The sequence below is a fragment of the Mucilaginibacter sp. 5C4 genome, assembly GCF_034345625.1.
GTDB classification, from domain to species: domain Bacteria; phylum Bacteroidota; class Bacteroidia; order Sphingobacteriales; family Sphingobacteriaceae; genus Mucilaginibacter; species Mucilaginibacter aurantiaciroseus.
Genome location: NZ_CP133775.1, coordinates 61,265 through 76,280, shown reverse-complemented (window position 1 = coordinate 76,280; position 15,016 = coordinate 61,265). Strand labels below are relative to the sequence as shown.

Genomic DNA, 15,016 nt, shown 5'->3' with positions numbered 1-15,016 from the left:
GTGATGGCCTTAAAAACAAACAAGACTACGTGGGCCTTTGCCTGCATAGTCTTGTTTAGTGTAAAACGAAGATAATATAAATAAATTTTAAAATCCAAATTATTTGTTGCACCGATTTTAAATTGATTACACCGATTGACCTGATTTGGTCGGGATAAATTTCACCGATTAAAACCATTCACTAATCAACTACTCACCAATCAACCCAAGTTCTTTTAGCTTGGCAGCCATTACTTCGCTAATTTTGCGGTAGCTCTCAAACGTCCATCCGGCTACGTGCGGGCTTAATATCACCCTGTCGCTTAGGCGCAGTTCCTCAAACCATTGCTGTTCGGCTAATGCCGGGAATTTCTCTACCTCCAGCACATCCAGCCCCGCGCCTATTATTTTACCTTGTTTAATGGCGTTCAGTACCGCCTGTGTTTTCACCACTTTGCCACGGGCCGTGTTCAGGAAAAATATAGGCTTTTTAAAATGGAACAAGTATTCGTCATCCACCAATCCATCGGTTTCTTTAGTAAGCGGGATATGCAGGCTCAGCACATCGCTGGTACGCACGATCTCTTCCATACTTACCTCGCGGGCATATTGGTCGCTAAAGCCGGTTTTGTATTTATCATAAACGATGACCAGCACACCAAACCCCGATAACCTTTTGGCAAAGCTGCTGCCCATGTGGCCGTAACCAATAATGCCCACGGTTTTGCCTTTAAGCTCATGCCCGCGGTTTTCCTCGCGAAGCCACTTACCGTCGCGGATCTCGGCATCGCCGCGATTAATGTTATTCATTAATGATAACAGCAAACCCATAGCATGCTCGCCCACGGCATCCATGTTACCTTCGGGGGCGTTGATCAGTTCGATGCCTTTGGCAATAGCATAATCTTCATCAATATTATCCATCCCAGCCCCAGCCCGGCAAATAAAGCGCAGGTTTTTAGCCTCATCAATAAAAGCCTTATCTACCTGAAATTTGGATCGGATAGCCAGTCCATCATAATTATTAATGATAGCGAAAGCTTCTTCCAGTTTCATATTGGGTTGATAATCGCAGGTGAAGCCAAGGGCTTCGGCCTGTTCCATAAAGGCCGGGTGCAGATCGTCGACTATAAGGATGTAGTTTTTCAAGGGTATATGTGTTTAATGGCAAAATTAAGAAAAAGCCTCACCTAAATCCTCTCCAAAGGAGAAGACTTTAAAATATGACATCTGCAGAATAAACCCTCTCCAAAGGAGAGGGCAGGGTGAGGCCCAATCTTGGCACGTAAATAGCAATACTCCATTTATACATTCTACCATGATATCTCCATTTAAAAATACCCGCAGCGACATAAAGCAATATGTAGACAGGCTATCACATGATGGCTTTAAACATATCTTTGAAAAGATAGACCAGGTAGGCATTAAAAAAAGCGTTGATAAGAGGGGCTTGGATAAGTTCATTAACCAATGTGCTTATATTGCAGCAGGCAGTGGCGCAATAGCCGGCAGCGGTGGTTTAATGACCATGCTGGTAGGTATGCCTGTAGATTTTGTAAACCTCATAACCCAACAATTTAGGGTTACTATGGCTATTATGTATTACGCCAAGGGCAGCTATAAAATTGGCTTTGACGAATTTATGCACCTGGTTGCCACTTCATTTAAAATTGAAGCAGGCGTAGCCGTTACCAAAAGTATGATGGAAGGTATTGCCGAAAAGCTGTTACTTGCATTTGGCGTACGCGCAGCCGAAAGGTTAGTGCCGGTTGTGGGCGCTGTAATTGGTGGCACGGCAAACTACGTTTTTGTAAAACGCATGGCGCTAAAAGTAAAGGAAATTAACAGGGTTGATAAGCGGGTGATTGTACCCATGGTTTAGCTCCTGTTCTCCGCTACCTCATTCGTCAGTTTCACAAAGTCAGCAACGCTCAGGCGTTCGGCACGCAGATCCAAGGTTTTATTGTCGACCATCTTTTCCTTGTTAATGAGTGACGATACTGCGTTTCGTAACGTTTTACGGCGCTGGTTAAAGCCTGCTTTTACAACCTGCCAAAATAGTTTTTCGTCGCAGCCCAGGTCGGCGGTTTCGTTGCGGGTAAGGCGGATAACAGCAGATAATACCTTTGGTGGTGGGTTAAACACACCCGCTTTCACTGTAAATAAATATTCTACTTTATAGTATGCTTGGAGGAATACGCTCAGAATGCCGTACTCTTTACTGCCGGGTTTTGATGCACAGCGCTCGGCTACCTCTTTCTGGAACATACCTACAACCTCATGCACCTGGTTGCGGTGCTCTAAGATTTTAAATAGAATTTGGGAGGATATATTGTAAGGAAAGTTACCGATTACGGCCATTTGGCTCTCAAACTTTGCTTTAAAATCCAGTTCCAAAAAATCGTCGTTTATTAGCCTTTCGCCTAAATCAGGATATTTCTTTTTCAGGAAGATGTATGATTCGGTATCGATATCAATTAAAAAAGTTTCGTATTCGGGCTTTTGCAATAAGAAATCAGACAGGATGCCCATGCCGGGGCCAACCTCCAATACTTGTTTGTACTTGCCTTCGGGGCGTAGGCTGTCCACAATTTTCGACGCGATATTTTTATCAGTAAGAAAGTGTTGCCCCAGATGTTTTTTTGCCCTTACTAATGTCATTATCCGTTTTTATTTGAGCAAATTACGGCATATTTGTGCTTTAATCAGAAATTATAAACTTAAAATCTTTTTATTTGCATGTTGGGCGCTAAGCTAAAGGCTTATAGCACAAAGCTAATTAAAAAATAACCCTTTGTTTTTTGAGCATTCCAAATCGGTGAAATCAATCGAACTCACCTGTGAAATCCAATAAAACAATCGGTGAAATCATCATATTATGAGCGACAAACCTAAAATAGGAATAAGTATTGGCGATGTTAACGGGATAGGATTAGAAATTATCCTCAAAACCTTGTCTGACGCTAAAATATACGATTACTGCACTCCCATTGTTTACGGGCATACTAAAGTGGCATCATTCCACCGCCGCGCTACCGAAATAGGCGAGTTCAACTTTAACGTTATAGACCAACCTGCGGATGCGCAGCACCGCAAACCCAACATGATCAACTGCTGGGAAGAGGATGTGAAGATAGAGCCCGGCCAGGTAACTGCCGATGGTGGCAAATACGCCTACATATCCCTGCAACGCGCTACCGACGACCTTCTCGCCGGTAATATCGATGGCCTGGTTACTGCTCCTATTAATAAAGACAATATTCAAAGCGCGGAGTTTAGCTTCCCCGGCCATACCGAATACCTGCAACATCGCGATAGCAAACCAGAATCATTGATGTTTTTGGTGAGTGATACCTTGCGTGTTGGTGTGGTAACCGGCCATATCCCGGTATCAAAAATTTCAGAAAGTATCACTAAAGATAAGATAGTTCACAAGCTTAAGCTAATGAATGAGAGCTTGCAGAATGATTTCTGGATCCGCAAACCAAAGATCGCGGTATTAGGGCTAAATCCTCACGCCAGTGATAACGGGTTGATAGGTAGCGAAGAGCAAAGTACTATTATCCCCGCTATAGAAGAAGCCCGTAACCACGATGTACTGGCCTTTGGTCCGTACGCTGCCGATGGCTTTTTTGCCAACGGAACATACCTGCAATTTGATGCCGTATTAGCTATGTACCACGACCAGGGGCTTATCCCTTTCAAGCAAATAGCGTTTGAAACAGGCGTGAATTATACAGCAGGGTTAAGCTTTGTACGTACCTCACCAGATCATGGAACAGCTTACGATATTGCCGGGAGAAACATGGCGTCAGAGATCTCGTTCCGCGAGGCTTTGTTTACTGCTTTGCACATTATCAAGCACCGCCGCGAAACTGCCGAACTAAATGAGAACCCACTGGTATTTGCTAAATTAAGCAGGGACAGGGATTAAATAAGCCTGTTGGCGGATACTGTTTTGAATTAATTACCGTTAAATTAAAGCTTTTATCTCTAAAAATCATTTCACTGTTTAATGAGTAATTTAATTAATCGCATCAGGTCAATTGATGCGTTTCGTGCGGTTACCATGTTCCTGATGATCTTTGTGAATGATCTGGATGGTGTGCCAAATACCCCCGAGTGGCTTAAACATGCAGGTATAAATGCCGACGCCTTAGGACTTGCCGATACAATCTTCCCCGCCTTCCTTTTTATAGTGGGCTTATCTATACCGCACGCGTTTAAAAAACGCCTATATAACGAGGATTCCAAGCTGCCGCTGCGCATCATTACCCGTTCGTTCGCGCTGATATTTATCGGGTTTTTCCATGCCAATATGGAAACCTATAACGAGGCTACCACCGTATTGCCCAAGCCGGTTTGGGATAGCCTGGCTACCTTTAGTTTCTTCTTCATCTTTTTAGATTATAGCAAAACTGCCTCAAAACTAAGGCAATACCTTTTCCAGGGGTTTGGCGTGGCCTTGCTGATAGCCGTTTGTATCGTGTACAAAAGCACCGATCCTGCCTACCCGTGGCTGCACCTTACCTGGTGGGGCATACTGGGGTTGATAGGCTGGTCGTACCTGGTGTGTGCATTTATTTACTACTACAGTAACGGGGTGCTTTGGGTACAGGCCGCGGCCTGGATCTTTTTCATGTTCTTCAATATCGATTTCCACTTTGGGATGCTTAACTTTTTAAGCCCCGTACAAAAATATATGTGGATAGCCGGCAACGGTGCCATGCAAGCCTTTACCATGGCAGGTGTCTTTGTATCAGTGCTTTACATGCGCCTGAGTACCAATAAAGAACTTAAAATATTATGGGTAGCCATGCTTTTAATGGCGGTAATACTGTTCAACCTTGGCTTTATTGTGCGCTATTTTAGCGGGGGCATCTCCAAAGCGCGCGACACCCCTTCGTGGGTATTGATCTGCACCGGGATAAGTTTGGTGGTGTATGCCTTCTTTATTTTCCTGGTAGATTTTAAGCATAAGTTCCACTGGTTTAAGGTGATAGAGCCCGCGGGCACCAACACCTTTACCTGTTACCTGCTGCCATTTTTGTTTTACCCGCTGTACCAGATGACCAACCTGGGCTACCCCGAATACTTTGACCAGGGCACCGGCGGGCTCATCAAATGCGTCATCTTTTCCTTTTTGATGGTGTGGCTAACCGGGCTATTGCAGAAAATTAATGTGCGGTTGAAGATCTAAAAACCGGGCAAAAAACACGACCAAAAATCACCCAAAAACGACTTTCATTCGCATCCTTTTCGTTCTATATTGCAGTTTAATTTACCGCCGACCATGCCCGCCAACGCCCAACACTGGATAGACCATTTAAAACTGCAACCGCACCCCGAGGGTGGGTACTACAAAGAAATTTTCCGGTCGGCAAATGAGGTGACGCGGGCCGGGGCTACTGATCCGAAACAAGCCTGCACCTCCATCTACTATTTGCTGGAAGGCCGCGACTTCTCCGGCTTCCACCGCCTGGCGTCAGACGAGCTTTGGTATTTCCACAAAGGCGTGCCGCTGCACATCCACGTGCTGGATAACGAGGGCAACCACACCACCATCGAACTAAGCGACACGGATACCGGCAACCTGCAAGCCGCCATCCCGCCCAACACCTGGTTCGCGACCGAGATCCCTGCAGGCACCGGCTTCGCCCTGGTAAGCTGTGCCGTAGCCCCCGGTTTTGACTTTGCCGAGTTCGAGATGGCGGAGAAGGAGGAGCTGCTGGCAAAGTACCCGCAACATGAAGGTTTGTTGGGTAGGTTGTGCAGGTGCTGATACTTTCTTTAACGTCGAACACCGAATATTAACGTTCCCGCAGGGTCTCACATCGTGGACCCTGCACTGCCTTGCATACGGCGCAGGGTCTCTTTCAGAAGACCCTGCGAGGACATAAAAGTCGAACACCGAATATTAACGTTCCCGCAGGGTCTCACATCGTGGACCCTGCGCTGCCTTGCATACGGTGCAGGGTGTCTTTCAGAAGACCCTGCAAGGACATAAGATTTAGCACCGCTAAACAACATCCACATTAGTTTAATACCTACAACTCCCTATCCCCCTCCTCAATTTTAACATCATTTATACTCGCATAACGTTTTTGCATTAGTCCGTTTTGGTCAAATTCCCAGTTCTCGTTGCCGTAGGCGCGGAACCATTGGCCGGTATGGTCGTGGTATTCGTATTCGAAACGTACGGCTATGCGGTTGCCGGTAAATGCCCAAAGCTCTTTTTTGAGTTTATAGTTCAGTTCGCGTTCCCATTTTTGGGTTAAAAATTCAACCACCTGTTCGCGGCCGTTAATGAACTGGTCGCGGTTGCGCCATTCGGTATCTGTGGTGTAGGCAAGCGCGATGCGCTGCGGGTCGCGGCTGTTCCAGGCATCTTCTGCCATTTGTACTTTCTGGGTTGCCGTTTCAAAGTTAAAGGGTGGCAGGGGAGGTTTTTGTTCCATTGTGATTTGTTTGAAGCAAAAATAGGGGCGCAGCATATAATGTAATGGTATTATTTACTGATTATGTGGTATCAGTTCGCAGTTTGTGGTTGGCAGTTAGCATGCTTTGCAACAAGGCAAAACCACAAACGGAACGTTAGCCCTCCTGATGCGGCCTTGGCGCGTTGCGGATAGCACAGGCATTGCCGCACCACACCCATTAACAGCGACACGGTTAATCCGCGTGTTTTTTCTTTGGTTACTTTCATTTTTGCGACAAAAAAGAACGGCGTAGCCCTCTTGAGTGCCAAAACAAAAATAAACACATTACGAAAAAGCAACATCCACAGGCTTGACGGTAACATACTGCCTCGCCTAACGGAGAACTGACTTCCCGCTCTGTAGGTAGGGGATTGCCACGGCGCTATCGCTCCTTGCAATGGCGCTCGGGATGACCCACTACTTCACTAACACACCCCTTACCCCTCTCAAGAGGGTAACTTAAACTCATTCCACCCGCTCTCCGCATTACATTACCCGCTCCATCCTCCCCCTGTTAATAACCTAAAAACCAATTAAAAAAAACACTTTCCGGTTTTAGAAAATTTACCTACATTTGCGGGCTAATTGTTGCTCATTGAAATCGCTAAAAACATATTCAATACCTTTTACCGGCTTAAAGCTGGGCAAGCATTATTTTGAATACGAAATAAACGATGCTTTTTTTGCGGAGTTTGAGTATTCGTTAGTAAAAAAAGCCAACCTTATTTGTAAGGTGGAGCTGGATAAGCAGGAAACGATGCTGATCCTAAACTTTGACATTACCGGCACTGTAAATGCCACTTGCGACCGTTGTTTGGCCGATTATCTGCAACCGATAGATATTCACGAACAGCAGATAGCCCGGTTTACAGAAGAGGAAATGGGCGAGGATGACGAGATAATTACCCTTGGCAAAAACGATCACGAGATCGCGTTAGCGGGGCTGATATATGAGTATGTTAACGTGGCGCTGCCGTTTATTGCACTTTGCAGTAACCAGGGCGACGGGAAACAATGTGACGAGGAAATGCTGGCGAACTTAAACAAGCTTGCCGCAAATGATGAACAAACCGAGAGTACTGACCCGAGATGGGAAGCTCTCAAAAAATTAAAATAATATAATAACTAAAAGTTATGGCACATCCAAAACGGAAAATTTCAAAATCAAGAAGAGATAAACGCAGAACGCACTACAAAGCAGTAGCGCCTACTTTAACTACTTGCCAAACTACTGGTGCAGTACACTTGCCTCACCGTGCTTATACTGTTGATGGTAACGTTTACTTCAACGGAAAAATCCTTATTGAGAAAGCAGTAGCAGCTTAAGTTTAATTTTCTTAAAATGAAGATTGGCTTAGATATTATGGGCGGTGATTTCGCCCCCAAGGCAGCAGTTTTAGGGGCAATTGAAGCTTATAAAGTTTTAACTGCAGGGCAAAAGCTTGTGCTTATTGGCGACAAGGAAGTAGCCCTCGGTATTCTTCAGGAAAATAATTTTAGCCCCGATAATTTCGAGTTTGTACACACAACCGAGGTTATTGGTATGGGCGAACACCCCACTAAGGCCATTGTACAGAAACCCGATAGCAGCATTGCGGTAGGTTTTAAACTGTTGAAGGAAAACGCCATACAGGCATTTTCATCTGCAGGGAATACCGGTGCGATGTTGGTGGGCAGTATGTTTAGCGTAAAAACCATACCCGGTGTAATACGCCCGGCCATGACAGCCATTGTACCCAAACTTAAAGGCGGTTTGGGTATTATTTTGGATGTTGGTGCCAATGCAGATTGCAAGCCCGATGTGCTTTTGCAGTTCGGCGTTTTAGGCAGCCTGCTTGCCGAAAGTATTTATGGTATCCCTAACCCCCGTGTAGCGCTGATGAATATTGGCGAAGAAGAGGAAAAAGGCAACATACTTTCGTTGGCTACGTACCCTTTAATGAAAGATACCAAACTGTTTAACTTTGTTGGTAACGTGGAGGGGCGCGACCTTTTTGAAGACAATAACGATGTTGTTGTTTGCGACGGTTTTACAGGCAACGTGATCCTTAAACTTTCCGAATCTTTTTACGTTATCACGCTAAAGAAAAGATTAAAAGACGATTTTTTTGACCGCTTTAACTACGAGCAATATGGCGGCAGCCCTATACTTGGTGTTAATGCGCCTGTTGTTGTTGGCCACGGCATATCAAGCCCCGAGGCTATTAAGAACATGGTGCTGCTGTCGAGAAATATGATCGAAACCAATCTTATAGACAAAATTAAACTGGCTTTTCAGTAAAAAAATATAGAATGAGCAAAATTCATGCTGCTATTACCGCTGTAAATGGTTACGTACCCGAGTACATTTTAACCAACCAGGAGCTGGAAACGATGGTAGACACTAACGACGAGTGGATAACCAGCCGTACCGGCATCAAAGAGCGCAGGATACTAAAGGGCGAAGGCCTGGGCACATCAGATATGGCTGTACCGGCTGTTGAAGGTTTGCTGAAAAAACGCGGTATCACTGCCGACGAAATTGACCTTATTATTTTTTGCACCACCACGCCCGATCTTCCTTTCCCTGCTACGGCAAACATTCTTGCACATAAAATTGGCGCTACAAAAGCCTGGGGATACGATCTGCAGGCGGCTTGCTCAGGCTTTGTGTATGGCTTAACAACCGGCGCGCAGTTTATTGAAACCGGTAAACATACTAAAGTTTTGGTAGTAGGCGGCGATAAAATGTCGTCGATAATTAACTACGAAGACCGTGCTACCTGTATCATTTTTGGCGATGGCTGCGGTTGCGCATTGCTGGAGCCCAATACCGAAGGATACGGCATTATGGATTCGGTATTGAAGAGCGACGGCGCGGGTTCGCACCTGTTGTTCCAAAAGTCGGGTGGTTCTGTTAGTCCAGCTACGCATGAAACCGTTGCTAACAAAGAGCACTATGCTTACCAGGAAGGCCAGGCGGTATTTAAATTTGCCGTTACCAACATGGCCGAAGTTGCCGCCGAAGTGATGGAACGCAACAGCCTTACTGCCGATGATATTGCATGGCTGGTACCACACCAGGCCAACAAACGCATTATTGATGCTACTGCAAGCCGCACGGGCATTTCGTCCGACAAGGTTATTGTAAACATCGAACGCTACGGCAACACTACAAACGGAACAATTCCATTATGTTTGTGGGAGTGGGAAGACAAATTTAAAAAAGGGGATAACCTTATTTTAGCTGCCTTTGGCGGCGGGTTTACCTGGGGCTCAATCTATTTGAAATGGGCTTACGATAAAAAAGAAGCTTAATTGAAGATGTGCAGATTTTAAATGTGCAGATATGCAGATTTTTAATTAAAACATCTTAAAATTGTACGTGTTAAATAATTCATTCAATTTAAATCAACTGCATATTTGCACATCTGCACATTTGCACATTTATAAATACTTTTATCCAAAACCAATTATCGCTTATTATGGATATTAAACAGATTCAGGATCTAATACGCTTTGTTTCAAAATCGGGCGTAAACGAAGTATCGATCGAGCAGGAAAATTTTAAGATCACCATAAAAACTAACGAAGCACCTACCTACGTAAACGCTTCGTTACCGGTACCACAGCCACTTGCTGCGGCCGCTGCGCCACAACCAAGCCTGCCTGCAGCACCTGCCGTAGAAGCTGCACCAGTTGCTGATACCTCTAACCTGATCACCGTAAGGTCGCCAATGATAGGTACCTTCTACCGCTCTTCATCACCGGACAAGCCATTGTTTGTTAACGTTGGCGATGAAATAGGCACCGGCAGTATACTTTGCATTATCGAAGCCATGAAATTATTTAACGAGATCGAATCTGAAGTATCAGGCCGTATTGTTAAGATATTGGTTGATAACGCTTCACCGGTTGAATACGACCAGCCTTTATTTTTAGTAGAACCTAAGTAAATTTGAAAATTGGTTAATTTGAAGATTTGATAATGTCAGCTTCAAATTAATGAGCTTTATACTTTGAAGATTAAAGAATTTTCAAATAAACACATTTTCAAATTTTCAAATTAGTATCATGTTTAAAAAAATATTAATAGCTAACCGAGGTGAAATTGCCCTGCGAATTATTCGCACCTGTAAAGAGATGGGCATCAAAACCATAGCTGTATACTCCACCGCCGATCGTGATAGCCTGCATGTGCGTTTTGCAGATGAGGCTGTTTGTATAGGCCCCCCTCCAAGCCGCGACTCATACCTAAATATCCCCAACATCATATCAGCTGCCGAATTAACGAATGCCGATGCGATACACCCGGGATATGGGTTTTTATCTGAGAACGCAAAGTTCTCTGCCATTTGTGCCGAGTACGGGATCAAATTTATTGGCGCCACTGCCGATCAGATCAACCGTATGGGTGATAAGGCATCTGCAAAAGAAACCATGAAAAAAGCCGGCGTACCTATTGTACCGGGCTCTGAAGGTTTACTTGATAGTATAAAACAGGGCATTATTATTGCCAACAAAATAGGTTACCCCGTAATACTTAAAGCAACTGCCGGTGGCGGTGGCCGCGGTATGCGTATTGTTTGGAAAGACGAAGATTTTGAGAACGCCTGGGATAGTGCCCGTGCAGAATCTGGCGCAGCCTTTGGTAACGACGGCCTGTACCTTGAAAAATATGTTGAAGACCCACGCCACATCGAGATCCAGGTGGTGGGCGACCAATATGGTAAAGTTTGCCATTTATCTGAGCGCGACTGTTCCATCCAGCGCCGCCACCAGAAGTTGGTAGAAGAAGCACCATCACCTTTTATGACAGATAAGCTGCGTAAAAAAATGGGCGAGGCTGCTATTAAAGGCGCAAAAGCCGTTAAATACGAAGGTGCCGGTACGGTAGAGTTTTTGGTTGATAAAAACCGCAACTTCTACTTTATGGAAATGAACACCCGTATCCAGGTAGAGCACCCGGTTACCGAAGAGGTGATCAACTTCGACCTGATAAAAGAACAAATAAAAGTTGCAGCGGGGATCCCGATATCTGGAAAAAACTACGAGCCAACGATGCATGCCATTGAGTGCCGTATCAATGCCGAAGATCCTGCAAACAACTTCCGCCCTTCACCGGGTAAAATAACAAACTTCCACTCGCCGGGTGGCCATGGTGTGCGTGTGGATACACACGTTTACAGCGGCTATGTTATCCCGCCAAATTACGATTCGATGATAGCCAAGCTTATTTGTATGGCCCAAACCCGCGATGAGGCTTTGGCAACCATGGAGCGTGCTTTAAGCGAGTTTGTTATTGAGGGTGTTAAAACTACTATTCCTTTCCATATAAAATTACTGCAGGACCCAAACTTCCGCGCGGGTAATTTCACCACCAAATTTATGGAAACGTTTGAATATTAATATTTATACAATCTTTAAGGGTTAATACAACGTAATTAGGTTTCTGGCGTTAATAGTGCTGAAATAAAGTAATGAGCGATAACAAACTGATAAAAGCAATAAAAGAGAAAGGCCAGACAATGGAGGCCGAAATGTCGTTCTTTGATCACCTGGAGGCCCTTCGCTGGCACCTGGTACGCGCGGCAATTGCTATCGTAATCTTCACCTGTGGCGCCTTCTATTTTTACGATTTTATCTTCGATACCGTTATTATGGGCCCAAGCAAGCCAAGCTTCTGGACCTACCGGATGCTTTGTAAGTTGGGAGAATATCTGCACCGCGACGGTTTTTGTATCAACAAGATCAACATCAGTCTGCTTAATACCGAGATGGCCGGGCAGTTTACCCTGCAGATCAACTCCGCATTACTTATTGGTATAACTTTGGGTTTCCCGTATCTGCTTTGGGAACTATGGCGTTTCATCAGGCCGGCCTTGCACGAAAAGGAACGGAAGGCTGCATCGGGCTTTGTTATTTATGCAACCTTTCTTTTTATTGTAGGCGTATTATTTGGCTATTATGTCATCACGCCCGAATCGATCAACTTTTTGGCCGGCTACACTGTTAGTACCCAAATAGAGAATAAGTTTTCTATCGATTCTTACCTGTCATCTGTAGCTACTTTAACGCTGGCAACAGGGATAGTATTTGAATTGCCTATCCTTGTGTACGTGCTATCGTCTTTAGGTGTGCTTACGGTTAAGTTTATGCGCGAAACAAGGCGCTATGCCGTGGTTGTGATTCTTATCATTGCGGCTGTTGTTACGCCAACTCCTGATATGCTTACCATGACTATTGTAAGTATCCCTTTATTCATTTTATATGAAATAGGTATCCTTGTAGCAGGGGTGGTTGAAAAGCGTAAAAAAGCACGCGAAGCAACCCTGTAATTTATAGAATTAATGCCGAATGATGAATGTTGAATTTCGAACGCCGAAGTACACCTTCATCATTTTGCATTCGATATTCATTATTCGATATTTCCTTTTCTTAATTCTTTTTTGCTATCGTCTTCAATTCTAACAAAATTTTTACCTTCGGCAACACAATTAACTTTTAAATTTGAGCTGATGAAAAAAAGGTTAACGATTGCCATTGGAGCCGACCACGCGGGTTTTGATTACAAGCAGGCCATACTGGGCATGTTTGATGATATCACCTTTAAAGATTTTGGCACTTACTCATCCGATTCTGCCGATTACCCGGATTTTGCCCATCTGGTTGCCAGTGCTGTTGAAAAAGGCGAGGCCGATTTTGGTTTCCTGCTTTGCGGTAGTGCCAACGGTGTAGCCATGACGGCTAATAAGCACCAGGGCATCCGCGCGGCACTGTGCTGGAAACCTGAGGTTGCCATACCCGCACGCACCCATAACGATGCCAACGTGCTTTGTATCCCCGCCCGCCATGTAACTATTGACGAGGCTAAACAAATAATAGAAATTTTCCTGACGGAAGAATTTGAAGGTGGACGCCATGCCACCCGCGTTAACAAAATTGGTTGCTAACCAACATTAATTTATTACAAACAATTTAAATGAAGAATTTATCAGTATTGATCATAGGTTTGGCTATCAGCGCAGCCGCTTGTGCCCAGCGAAACCCAACCGCGCTTAAGTACGGTAACATCATTAACGCTACCGATGCAAAAAAACACCTGAGCATCCTGGCATCAGACGAGTTTGAAGGCCGCGAAACCGGTAAACCGGGCGCTGAAAAAGCCGCTAACTACATTGCTGCCGAGTTTAAGAGATTAGGCCTGCAGGCCCCTGTAAACGGCTCTTACTTTTTAGATGTGCCTTTAACTCAAAATGCTGTTACCCTAAGCCCCTTAACCATCAACGGGCAGGCCTTCGCTAACTGGAAAGATTTTGTTTACCAGGGTTCTGTTGATGCTAAGGTAGCCGCTGCCGACATCGTATTTGTTGGTTTTGGTACTGCTGATGAACTGGCTGGTGTTGATATTACCGGTAAAGTTGTGCTTTGGATAAATGAAGACAAACCGGAAGCCGGCAAAACACCAAACACAAGCTACCGAATGACTGATGGCCGCAGGGCTATAGTGAAAGCGATACAGGACAAAAAACCTTTATTAATATTAGCCGCTAACGAAGGCGTTGCAACTGTATTGGCGCGTTTTAAAAGTGTAAACCCAAGTGGCGGCGGCCAAATATCAATTAAGAAAACAGGCGCCGAAGCGGCAAAAAGCACTGCAGCCCCATTATTTATTGTAAACGGCCCTCTTGCTGATGCCGCGTTAAAAGCAACCGGTAAAACTTTTGCCGAGCTTAAAGAGGCAGCTAAAACTGCAAAACAAACACAGGTTGTTAAAACTACCGCCGATGTTACTATTACCGCTACAACTACAGATGTTAAAGCGGTTGATGTGTTAGGATTTATGCCGGGTAAAGATGCTAAACTTAAAAACGAAGTTTTGGTATTCTCTGCGCACTACGATCACATTGGCTTAAACCCTGATCCGAATGCTAAGGATAAAGTAAACAATGGTGCTGATGATGACGGTTCTGGCACTACAGGCATCCTGGAAATCGCACGCGCGTTTTCTAAAGCACAAAAAGATGGTAAAGGCCCGCGCCGCAGCGTTTTGTTTTTAGGTAACGTTGGCGAAGAAAAAGGCCTGTTAGGTTCAGAGTGGTATACAGATCATCCTGTTTATCCATTGGCTAACACCATTGCCGATTTGAACATTGACATGATCGGCCGCGTTGGTGAAGAGTACATTGGCAAGCCAGACTCTGCAAACTATGTATATTCAATCGGTTCGGCTATGCTAAGCACCGACTTGCATGACATTGGCGAGGCTGCTAATAACAACTACACTAAAATGAAACTGGATTACAAATACGATGACCCTAACGATCCAAACCAATTTTACTACCGTTCAGATCATTATAACTTCGCTAAACACGGCGTACCAATTATTTTCTACTTTAACGGTGTACATGCCGATTACCACGGACTTGGTGATGAGGTAAGCAAAATTAACTTCCCGTTATTGGTTAAACGTGCGCGACTTGCATTTTATACCGGCTGGGAATTAGCTAACCGTGATGCCCGCCCTGTGGTTGATAAAAAATCACCTGCACCAACAAAATAATAACCACCCATTATAA

At 44.7% G+C, this 15,016-nt stretch carries 16 protein-coding genes; 13 read left to right on the top strand and 3 right to left on the bottom strand.

All coding sequences use genetic code 11. The features are described from left to right. Positions 1-189 precede the first annotated feature (189 nt). Positions 190-1,128 carry a 2-hydroxyacid dehydrogenase gene (locus tag RHM67_RS00345; protein WP_322229471.1) on the bottom strand — a complete coding sequence of 313 codons (939 nt, stop codon included), beginning with the start codon at positions 1,126-1,128 and terminating at the stop codon, positions 190-192. A gap of 169 nt (positions 1,129-1,297) precedes the next feature. On the opposite strand from RHM67_RS00345, the gene RHM67_RS00340 reads away from it, so the two are divergent. Next, entirely contained in the window at positions 1,298-1,861 is a 564-nt protein-coding gene (locus RHM67_RS00340) for a hypothetical protein (protein WP_322229470.1), read from the top strand. Here the strand turns inward: RHM67_RS00340 and rsmA are convergent. Beyond that, entirely contained in the window at positions 1,858-2,640 is a 783-nt protein-coding gene (rsmA, locus tag RHM67_RS00335) for a 16S rRNA (adenine(1518)-N(6)/adenine(1519)-N(6))-dimethyltransferase RsmA (protein WP_322229469.1), read from the bottom strand. The genes RHM67_RS00340 and rsmA overlap by 4 nt on opposite strands. 217 nt (positions 2,641-2,857) lie before the next feature. On the opposite strand from rsmA, the gene pdxA reads away from it, so the two are divergent. The 3 genes from pdxA (at position 2,858) to RHM67_RS00320 (ending at position 5,761) form a co-directional block, all read left to right on the top strand. Then, a complete protein-coding gene (gene pdxA, locus RHM67_RS00330; RefSeq protein WP_322229467.1) occupies positions 2,858-3,913 on the top strand; it encodes a 4-hydroxythreonine-4-phosphate dehydrogenase PdxA in 1,056 nt (351 codons plus the stop codon). 81 nt (positions 3,914-3,994) lie between these two features. Next, positions 3,995-5,179 carry a DUF5009 domain-containing protein gene (locus tag RHM67_RS00325; protein ID WP_322229464.1) on the top strand — a complete coding sequence of 395 codons (1,185 nt, stop codon included), beginning with the start codon at positions 3,995-3,997 and terminating at the stop codon, positions 5,177-5,179. A gap of 93 nt (positions 5,180-5,272) precedes the next feature. Next, positions 5,273-5,761, top strand: a complete 489-nt coding sequence (locus tag RHM67_RS00320; protein WP_322229463.1) for a cupin domain-containing protein — start codon at positions 5,273-5,275, stop codon at positions 5,759-5,761. 265 nt (positions 5,762-6,026) lie between these two features. On the opposite strand, the gene RHM67_RS00315 is transcribed toward RHM67_RS00320, so the two are convergent. Then, complete coding sequence (locus RHM67_RS00315) at positions 6,027-6,437, bottom strand: nuclear transport factor 2 family protein (RefSeq protein WP_322229460.1); 411 nt, start codon at positions 6,435-6,437, stop codon at positions 6,027-6,029. 616 nt (positions 6,438-7,053) lie between these two features. On the opposite strand from RHM67_RS00315, the gene RHM67_RS00310 reads away from it, so the two are divergent. The 9 genes from RHM67_RS00310 to RHM67_RS00270 all read left to right on the top strand — a co-directional run bounded on the left by RHM67_RS00310 (position 7,054) and on the right by RHM67_RS00270 (position 15,000). Then, entirely contained in the window at positions 7,054-7,575 is a 522-nt protein-coding gene (locus RHM67_RS00310) for a DUF177 domain-containing protein (protein ID WP_322229457.1), read from the top strand. 17 nt (positions 7,576-7,592) lie between these two features. Beyond that, positions 7,593-7,784 (top strand): 50S ribosomal protein L32, encoded by a 192-nt coding sequence (gene rpmF / locus RHM67_RS00305; RefSeq protein ID WP_252758542.1) that lies wholly within the window; start codon positions 7,593-7,595, stop codon positions 7,782-7,784. 16 nt (positions 7,785-7,800) lie between these two features. Next, positions 7,801-8,739: a phosphate acyltransferase PlsX gene (gene plsX, locus RHM67_RS00300; RefSeq protein ID WP_322229452.1), complete on the top strand. Its 939-nt coding sequence runs from the start codon at positions 7,801-7,803 to the stop codon at positions 8,737-8,739. A gap of 11 nt (positions 8,740-8,750) precedes the next feature. Further along, positions 8,751-9,755 (top strand): beta-ketoacyl-ACP synthase III, encoded by a 1,005-nt coding sequence (locus RHM67_RS00295; RefSeq protein WP_322229449.1) that lies wholly within the window; start codon positions 8,751-8,753, stop codon positions 9,753-9,755. 167 nt (positions 9,756-9,922) lie between these two features. Next, the gene (gene accB, locus RHM67_RS00290; RefSeq protein WP_322229447.1) at positions 9,923-10,393 is read left to right on the top strand and encodes an acetyl-CoA carboxylase biotin carboxyl carrier protein; all 471 of its coding nucleotides are present in this window, start codon (positions 9,923-9,925) and stop codon (positions 10,391-10,393) included. A gap of 118 nt (positions 10,394-10,511) precedes the next feature. Continuing rightward, entirely contained in the window at positions 10,512-11,846 is a 1,335-nt protein-coding gene (gene accC, locus RHM67_RS00285; protein ID WP_322229444.1) for an acetyl-CoA carboxylase biotin carboxylase subunit, read from the top strand. Between the two features lie 71 nt (positions 11,847-11,917). Then, positions 11,918-12,775, top strand: a complete 858-nt coding sequence (gene tatC, locus RHM67_RS00280; RefSeq protein ID WP_322229441.1) for a twin-arginine translocase subunit TatC — start codon at positions 11,918-11,920, stop codon at positions 12,773-12,775. 180 nt (positions 12,776-12,955) lie between these two features. After that, positions 12,956-13,390, top strand: a complete 435-nt coding sequence (gene rpiB, locus RHM67_RS00275) for a ribose 5-phosphate isomerase B (protein ID WP_322229440.1) — start codon at positions 12,956-12,958, stop codon at positions 13,388-13,390. 29 nt (positions 13,391-13,419) lie between these two features. Further along, a complete protein-coding gene (locus tag RHM67_RS00270) occupies positions 13,420-15,000 on the top strand; it encodes a M28 family peptidase (protein WP_322229437.1) in 1,581 nt (526 codons plus the stop codon). Positions 15,001-15,016: the final 16 nt, after the last annotated feature.

What these genes read in the sequence shown, in the direction of transcription:
- RHM67_RS00340 (WP_322229470.1), top strand. Translation starts at nt 1,298, where the DNA reads ATGATATCTCCATTTAAAAATACCCGCAGCGACATAAAGCAATATGTA.
- rsmA (WP_322229469.1), bottom strand. Translation starts at nt 2,640, where the DNA reads ATGACATTAGTAAGGGCAAAAAAACATCTGGGGCAACACTTTCTTACT.
- RHM67_RS00270 (WP_322229437.1), top strand. Translation starts at nt 13,420, where the DNA reads ATGAAGAATTTATCAGTATTGATCATAGGTTTGGCTATCAGCGCAGCC.
- RHM67_RS00315 (WP_322229460.1), bottom strand. Translation starts at nt 6,437, where the DNA reads ATGGAACAAAAACCTCCCCTGCCACCCTTTAACTTTGAAACGGCAACC.
- tatC (WP_322229441.1), top strand. Translation starts at nt 11,918, where the DNA reads ATGAGCGATAACAAACTGATAAAAGCAATAAAAGAGAAAGGCCAGACA.
- plsX (WP_322229452.1), top strand. Translation starts at nt 7,801, where the DNA reads ATGAAGATTGGCTTAGATATTATGGGCGGTGATTTCGCCCCCAAGGCA.
- rpmF (WP_252758542.1), top strand. Translation starts at nt 7,593, where the DNA reads ATGGCACATCCAAAACGGAAAATTTCAAAATCAAGAAGAGATAAACGC.
- accC (WP_322229444.1), top strand. Translation starts at nt 10,512, where the DNA reads ATGTTTAAAAAAATATTAATAGCTAACCGAGGTGAAATTGCCCTGCGA.
- pdxA (WP_322229467.1), top strand. Translation starts at nt 2,858, where the DNA reads ATGAGCGACAAACCTAAAATAGGAATAAGTATTGGCGATGTTAACGGG.
- RHM67_RS00320 (WP_322229463.1), top strand. Translation starts at nt 5,273, where the DNA reads ATGCCCGCCAACGCCCAACACTGGATAGACCATTTAAAACTGCAACCG.
- RHM67_RS00295 (WP_322229449.1), top strand. Translation starts at nt 8,751, where the DNA reads ATGAGCAAAATTCATGCTGCTATTACCGCTGTAAATGGTTACGTACCC.
- accB (WP_322229447.1), top strand. Translation starts at nt 9,923, where the DNA reads ATGGATATTAAACAGATTCAGGATCTAATACGCTTTGTTTCAAAATCG.
- RHM67_RS00325 (WP_322229464.1), top strand. Translation starts at nt 3,995, where the DNA reads ATGAGTAATTTAATTAATCGCATCAGGTCAATTGATGCGTTTCGTGCG.
- rpiB (WP_322229440.1), top strand. Translation starts at nt 12,956, where the DNA reads ATGAAAAAAAGGTTAACGATTGCCATTGGAGCCGACCACGCGGGTTTT.